Here is a 5058-nt window from a genome sequence, read left to right as displayed (position 1 = left end):
GCGCACCACCGCCAGCACGTCGCGCAGCGCCGCCCCCGCCAGCGAGGTGACCACGCCCACGCACGCGGGCGCGCGCGGGACGGGGCGCCTGCGCTCCGGCGCGGTGAGCCCCTCGCCGTCCAGCTTCGCCCGCAGCCTATCGAACGCCAGCTTCCAGAGCCCGTCGCCGCGCGCGTCCAGGTCGGCGACCACGAGCTGGAACTCGCCGCGCGACTCGTACAGCGTGAGCCGGCCCAGCGCCCGCACCTGCATCCCCTCCGCCGGCGTGGTGGGGAGGCGCCGCGCCTCCTCGCGCCACATGACGCAGCGGAGCTGCGCGCGCTCGTCACGGAGGGTGAAGTAGCAGTGGCCGGAGCGGGCGCGCGTGAAGTTGGCGACCTCACCGGCCACCCAGAGCGGCGGGAAGACGCCCTCCAGCATCTCCCGGGCCGCGGCGTTCACGGTGGAGACCGTCCACTCCTCCACCCCGCGCGCGACCGCAGGGAACCCCGCGTCCGCCTGCGCCGCCGCCACCGCTCGCGCCAGCTCTTCGTTTCGGGCGGACTCGGCCGAGGTGAACAGGTCCCAGCTCATCCCCGCCCCGCCCGCTTCCGCGCCCTGGCGTGCGCGCGCTTCGCGGCGTCCACGGTGTTGCGGAGCAGCATGGCGATGGTCATGGGCCCCACGCCGCCCGGGACGGGGGTGATGGCGCCCGCCACCTCGGCGACGGCGTCGAAGTCCACGTCGCCCGCCACCCGGTACCCGCCCTTCGCCGCCTCGTCCGGCACCCGCGTGATCCCCACGTCGATGACGGTGGCGCCGGGCTTCACCATGTCGGCGGTGATGAGCCCCGGCTTCCCCACGGCGACGACGAGGATGTCGGCCATGCGGGTGAACGGGGCGATGTCCGGCGTGTGCCGGTGCACCAGCGTGACCCCGGCGTTGGGGCCGGGCGCCATGAGGAGCGACATCAGCGGCTTGCTGACGATCAGGCTCCGCCCGACGATCACGGCGTGCTTTCCGTGGGTGGGGATCTCCTCGCGCCGGAGGAGCTCCATGATCCCCGCGGGGGTGGCGGGGACGAAGCCGCGGGGATCGGCGATGAAGGCGCGCCCCACGTTCAGCGGGTGGAAGCCGTCCACGTCCTTGGCGGGGTGGATCCGCTCCAGGACCGGCTTGGGGCTGAGGTGCGCCGGGAGGGGGAGCTGCACCAGGATCCCGTGGATCTCCGGGTCCGCGTTGAGCCCGTCGATCACGCCGAACAGCTCTTCGGCGGTGACGTCCTCCGGGAGCTTCAGGGTGCGGTCGTGCATCCCCGCGTCCCGGCACGCCTTCGCCTTGCTGCGGACGTAGACCTCGCTGGCGGGGTCGCTCCCCACCAGCACCACCGCGAGCCCCGGGACGGTGCCCTCGGCGCGGAGGCGGGCGGCCTCGGCCGCGACCTCCGCGCGGATGGTGCGGCTGATTTCGGTACCGTCGATGATCCGAGACATAGAAGAGCGAGCTACGTTCTCTGCTTCCCGAACATCCCCTCGAGCGCCCGGGCATACGGGACGCTCACGCGCTCGATCGAGCGCGCCCGCCCGCTCGCGACGTCCACCTCGACCACCGCGCCCTGCAGGTGCAGGTCGCCGTCGGCGGGCTGCATCCGCTCGCCGCGGCTCTGCATGAGCTGCCGCTCCAGCGAGATCTCCCACTTCATCCCGATGATCCCGTCCAGCCCGCCGGTGATGCCCAGGTCGGTGATGAAGGCGGTGCCCTTCGGCAGGATCCGCTCGTCCGCGGTCTGCACGTGCGTGTGGGTGCCAACCACCGCTGCCACGCGGCCGTCCAGGTAGCGCGCGAACGCCTGCTTCTCGCTGGTGGCCTCGGCGTGGAAGTCGACCACGGCCACGTCGGCCCTCCCCTTCAGCTCCGCGAGCAGCGCGTCGGCGCCGCGGAAGGGGTCGTCGATGGGCGGCATGAAGGTGCGCCCCTGCAGGTTGAGCACCGCCAGGCGCACCCCGCCCACCTCGACCACCACGGCGCCCCGGCCGGCGTTGCCGGGGGGGTAGTTGGCCGGGCGGATGAGCGGGATCGACTCGTTGCGGAGCGTGGGCTCCAGCTCCTTGATCTTGTCCCACACGTGGTTCCCGGTGGTGATGACGTCCACCCCCAGGTCCAGGAACTCGTGCACGATCTCCGGCGTGATCCCGAACCCCCCGGCCGCGTTCTCACCGTTGAGCACCACCGCGTCCGCCCGCGCCTCCTTCCTCACGAGACGCAGGAGCCCCTTGGCGACCTTCCGCCCGGGGCTCCCGATCACGTCCGCTACGAAGAGGATCCTCACCGCGCGAAGTCCACCGCGCGCGTCTCCCGGATGACCACCACCTTGATCTGCCCCGGGTACTGCAGCTCCGCCTCGATGCGCCGGGCGGTCTCCTCGCTGAGCCGGGTCATCTCCTCGTCGTTGATCTTCTCCGGGGTGACCATGATGCGCAGCTCGCGCCCGGCCTGGATGGCGAAGCAGCGCTCCACGCCCGGGAACGAGGTGGCGATCTCCTCCAGCTTCTCCAGCCGCTTGACGTAGGTTTCGAACATCTCGCGGCGCGCCCCGGGACGCGAGCCGGAGATGGCGTCGGCGGCGGTGACCAGGAAGGTCTCGGGGAAGAGGTGCGGCTCCTCGTCGTGGTGCGCCTTGATGGCGTTCAGCACCTGCGCAGGCTCGTTGTACTTCTTGCAGAGGTTCCACCCCAGCTCCACGTGGGTGCCCTCGTGCTCGTGGGTCATCCCCTTCCCCACGTCGTGCAGCAGCCCCATCCGCTTCGCCATGGTGGCGTCGAAGCCCATCTCCGCCGCCATGTTCCCGGCGAGGATGGCGACCTCCTTGGAGTGGAGGAGCTGGTTCTGCCCGTACGAGGTGCGGAACTTGAGCCGCCCCAGCACCTTGACGACCTCCGGGTGGAGGCCGTGGATCCCCAGCTCGTAGAGGATCTCCTCGGCGGCCTCGCGCATCCCGTTTTCCACCTCCTTGCGCGACTTGGCGACCACGTCGTCGATCCGCCCGGGGTGGATGCGCCCGTCGGCGACCAGCTTCTCCAGCGAGATTCGGGCGGTCTCCCGGCGGATGGGATCGAAGCCGGACAGCACCACGGCCTCCGGGGTGTCGTCGATGATGACGTCGATCCCGGTAGCCTGCTCGAAGGCGCGGATGTTCCGGCCCTCGCGCCCGATGATGCGGCCCTTCATCTCGTCGGAGGGGAGGGCCACCACGGAGACGGTGGTCTCGGCGGTGTGGTCGGCGGCGATGCGCTGGATGGCGAGGGAGATGATCTTCTTGGCCTCGCGCTCGGCGTCGCGGCGGGCCTCCTCCTTGATCTCGCGGACGCGCTGGGCGGCGCCGGCGCGCGCCTCCTCCTCCACGTCGTGCATGAGCTGGCGCCGGGCCTCGTCGGCGGTGAGCCCCGCGAGCGACTCCAGGCGGTGCTGCACCTCCGCGACGCGGGCGGTGAGCTCCTCGGACTGCCGCTCCACGTCTTTTTCGCGGCGGCCGAGCTGCTCCGCGCGCTTCTCCTGCGCCTGCGACTTCTCGTCCAGGAGGCTGAACTTGCGGTCCAGCGACTCCTCGCGCTCCTGGAGGCGGCGCTCCATGCGCTCCATGTCGTCGCGGCGCTTGGCTTCCTCGCGCTCCCACTCCTCGCGCGCGCGGATCGCCTCCTCGCGCCCCTTGAGGACCTCGCCCTTGCGGAGGCTCTCGGCCTCCTGCTCGGCGGCGGTCCGGATCCTCGCGGCCTCGTCTTCCGCGGTGGCGCGCGCCTTCCGCAGGCGTGCCTGCTCGCCGGCACGGCCCGCGAAGAAGCCCGCCGCCGCGGCGACCAGCGCCACGAGGACGATCGCTAGTATTTCCATACGTGGTTTATCGGAGGCGGGCAGGGCCCGCAGCAGGTACAAAAAAGACGAGGCGGCAGAAAGTCGCTCCCTGCCGCCATCGCACGTGCGCCCGTTGGCTTCCCCGGTTCGTCCGCCGGGGGAGGAGCCGCACCAAAAACATAGGCATTCCCCGCGTCCAGACGCAAGCCCCGGCGCTACCCGCCCGCGTCCGGCGCGGGGTCGCCCGGGGGGTCCGGGGAGGGCCCTTCGCCCAGGGCGCGCTCCAGCAGCCCGGCCGCGGCCGAGGCGCGCTGCTCCGCCTCCTCCCGGAGGCGCTCGATCTCCTCGCGCGCGTGGAAAAGCTCGTCCGTGACGGCGAGCGCGGCCAGGAGCACGGCCCGGTGCGGCTCCAGCGTGCGGAAGCCCGGGAGCGCGCGGACGACGGCATCCAGGTGGGCGGCCACCGCGCGGGTGTACTCCGGCGGGAGGTCGGAGCGGAGGACGTGCTTCTCCCCGCCGACCTCCACCGTGACGCTGTGCCGGGGGGACGCGCGCTTGCGGCTCACCGGCGGGCCTCCAGCAGGGCGATCCGGGCCAGGAGCCCGCCCACGCGCCACCGCACCTCGGCAGCGCGGCTGCGCAGCAGCGCGTTCTCCGCGCGCAGCATGCGCAGCTCCCCGGCCTCCCCGCCCAGGGGGGCCTCCCCCGCCTCCCGGCTCACCGCCTCCAGCGCGGCGCGCAGCCGGCCGACCTCGGCCTCCGCCTCCAGGGCACGGCTCCGCCAGGCCCCCACCGCTGCGGCGGCCCGCTCCGCGGCGCGCTCCAGCCGCTCCCACCCCGCGGTGGGAGCGGCGGGCGAGGGATCAGCGGCGGCGGACACCCAGGCGCTCCTCCAGCGCCGCGAGCACCGAGGCGACGGCGCCGTCCACCTCCGCGTCGGTGAGGGTGCGGTCCGGGGCGCGGAAGCGGAGCCGGAAGGCGATGCTGCGCGTCCCCTCCGGGATGCCCTTCCCCTCGTACAGGTCGAAGGGGCCCACCGCCTCCAGCAGCGGCCCCGCGGCCCCGCGGATGGCGGCCTCCACCTCCGCCGCCGCGGTCGCGCGGGGCACCAGGAGCGCCAGGTCGCGCTCGCTCGCCGGCTGCTCCGGGAGCGCGCGGTAGGTGTCCCCTTCCGCCCCGCGCCCCACGGGAAGGCGCGCCTCCAGCACCCACACGTCCCCGGCCCATGCC

General features: G+C 73.3%; 7 protein-coding genes. All 7 read right to left on the bottom strand.

The features are described from left to right. Positions 1-573: exodeoxyribonuclease VII large subunit (locus VGR37_00340; GenBank protein HEV2145842.1), on the bottom strand; the 573-nt coding region annotated here is incomplete at its 3' end. Further along, positions 570-1472, bottom strand: a complete 903-nt coding sequence (locus tag VGR37_00335) for a bifunctional 5,10-methylenetetrahydrofolate dehydrogenase/5,10-methenyltetrahydrofolate cyclohydrolase (protein HEV2145841.1) — start codon at positions 1470-1472, stop codon at positions 570-572. The genes VGR37_00335 and VGR37_00340, both read right to left, overlap by 4 nt. 11 nt (positions 1473-1483) lie before the next feature. After that, positions 1484-2308, bottom strand: coding sequence for a TIGR00282 family metallophosphoesterase (locus VGR37_00330; protein ID HEV2145840.1), 825 nt, complete (start codon positions 2306-2308; stop codon positions 1484-1486). After that, positions 2305-3867, bottom strand: coding sequence for a ribonuclease Y (gene rny / locus VGR37_00325; protein ID HEV2145839.1), 1563 nt, complete (start codon positions 3865-3867; stop codon positions 2305-2307). The genes VGR37_00330 and rny overlap by 4 nt, the downstream gene beginning before the upstream one ends. 176 nt (positions 3868-4043) lie before the next feature. Then, the gene (locus VGR37_00320; GenBank protein ID HEV2145838.1) at positions 4044-4394 is read right to left on the bottom strand and encodes a cell division protein ZapA; all 351 of its coding nucleotides are present in this window, start codon (positions 4392-4394) and stop codon (positions 4044-4046) included. Further along, on the bottom strand, positions 4391-4708 hold the full coding sequence (locus VGR37_00315; GenBank protein HEV2145837.1) for a hypothetical protein: 318 nt from the start codon (positions 4706-4708) through the stop codon (positions 4391-4393). Before VGR37_00315 ends, VGR37_00320 begins: the two co-directional genes overlap by 4 nt. Further along, positions 4692-5058 (bottom strand): hypothetical protein (locus VGR37_00310; protein HEV2145836.1); only part of this gene is annotated, 367 nt, incomplete at its 5' end. The genes VGR37_00310 and VGR37_00315, both read right to left, overlap by 17 nt.

The organism is Longimicrobiaceae bacterium (genome assembly GCA_035936415.1).
GTDB lineage: Bacteria > Gemmatimonadota > Gemmatimonadetes > Longimicrobiales > Longimicrobiaceae > JAFAYN01.
The sequence above is the reverse complement of the archived record's forward strand: the minus strand, read 5'-3'. Positions and strand labels throughout refer to the sequence as shown.

Excerpts from the sequence above, each read along its gene's own strand:
- VGR37_00335 (HEV2145841.1), bottom strand. The coding sequence starts at position 1,472 with ATGTCTCGGATCATCGACGGTACCGAAATCAGCCGCACCATCCGCGCG.
- rny (HEV2145839.1), bottom strand. The coding sequence starts at position 3,867 with ATGGAAATACTAGCGATCGTCCTCGTGGCGCTGGTCGCCGCGGCGGCG.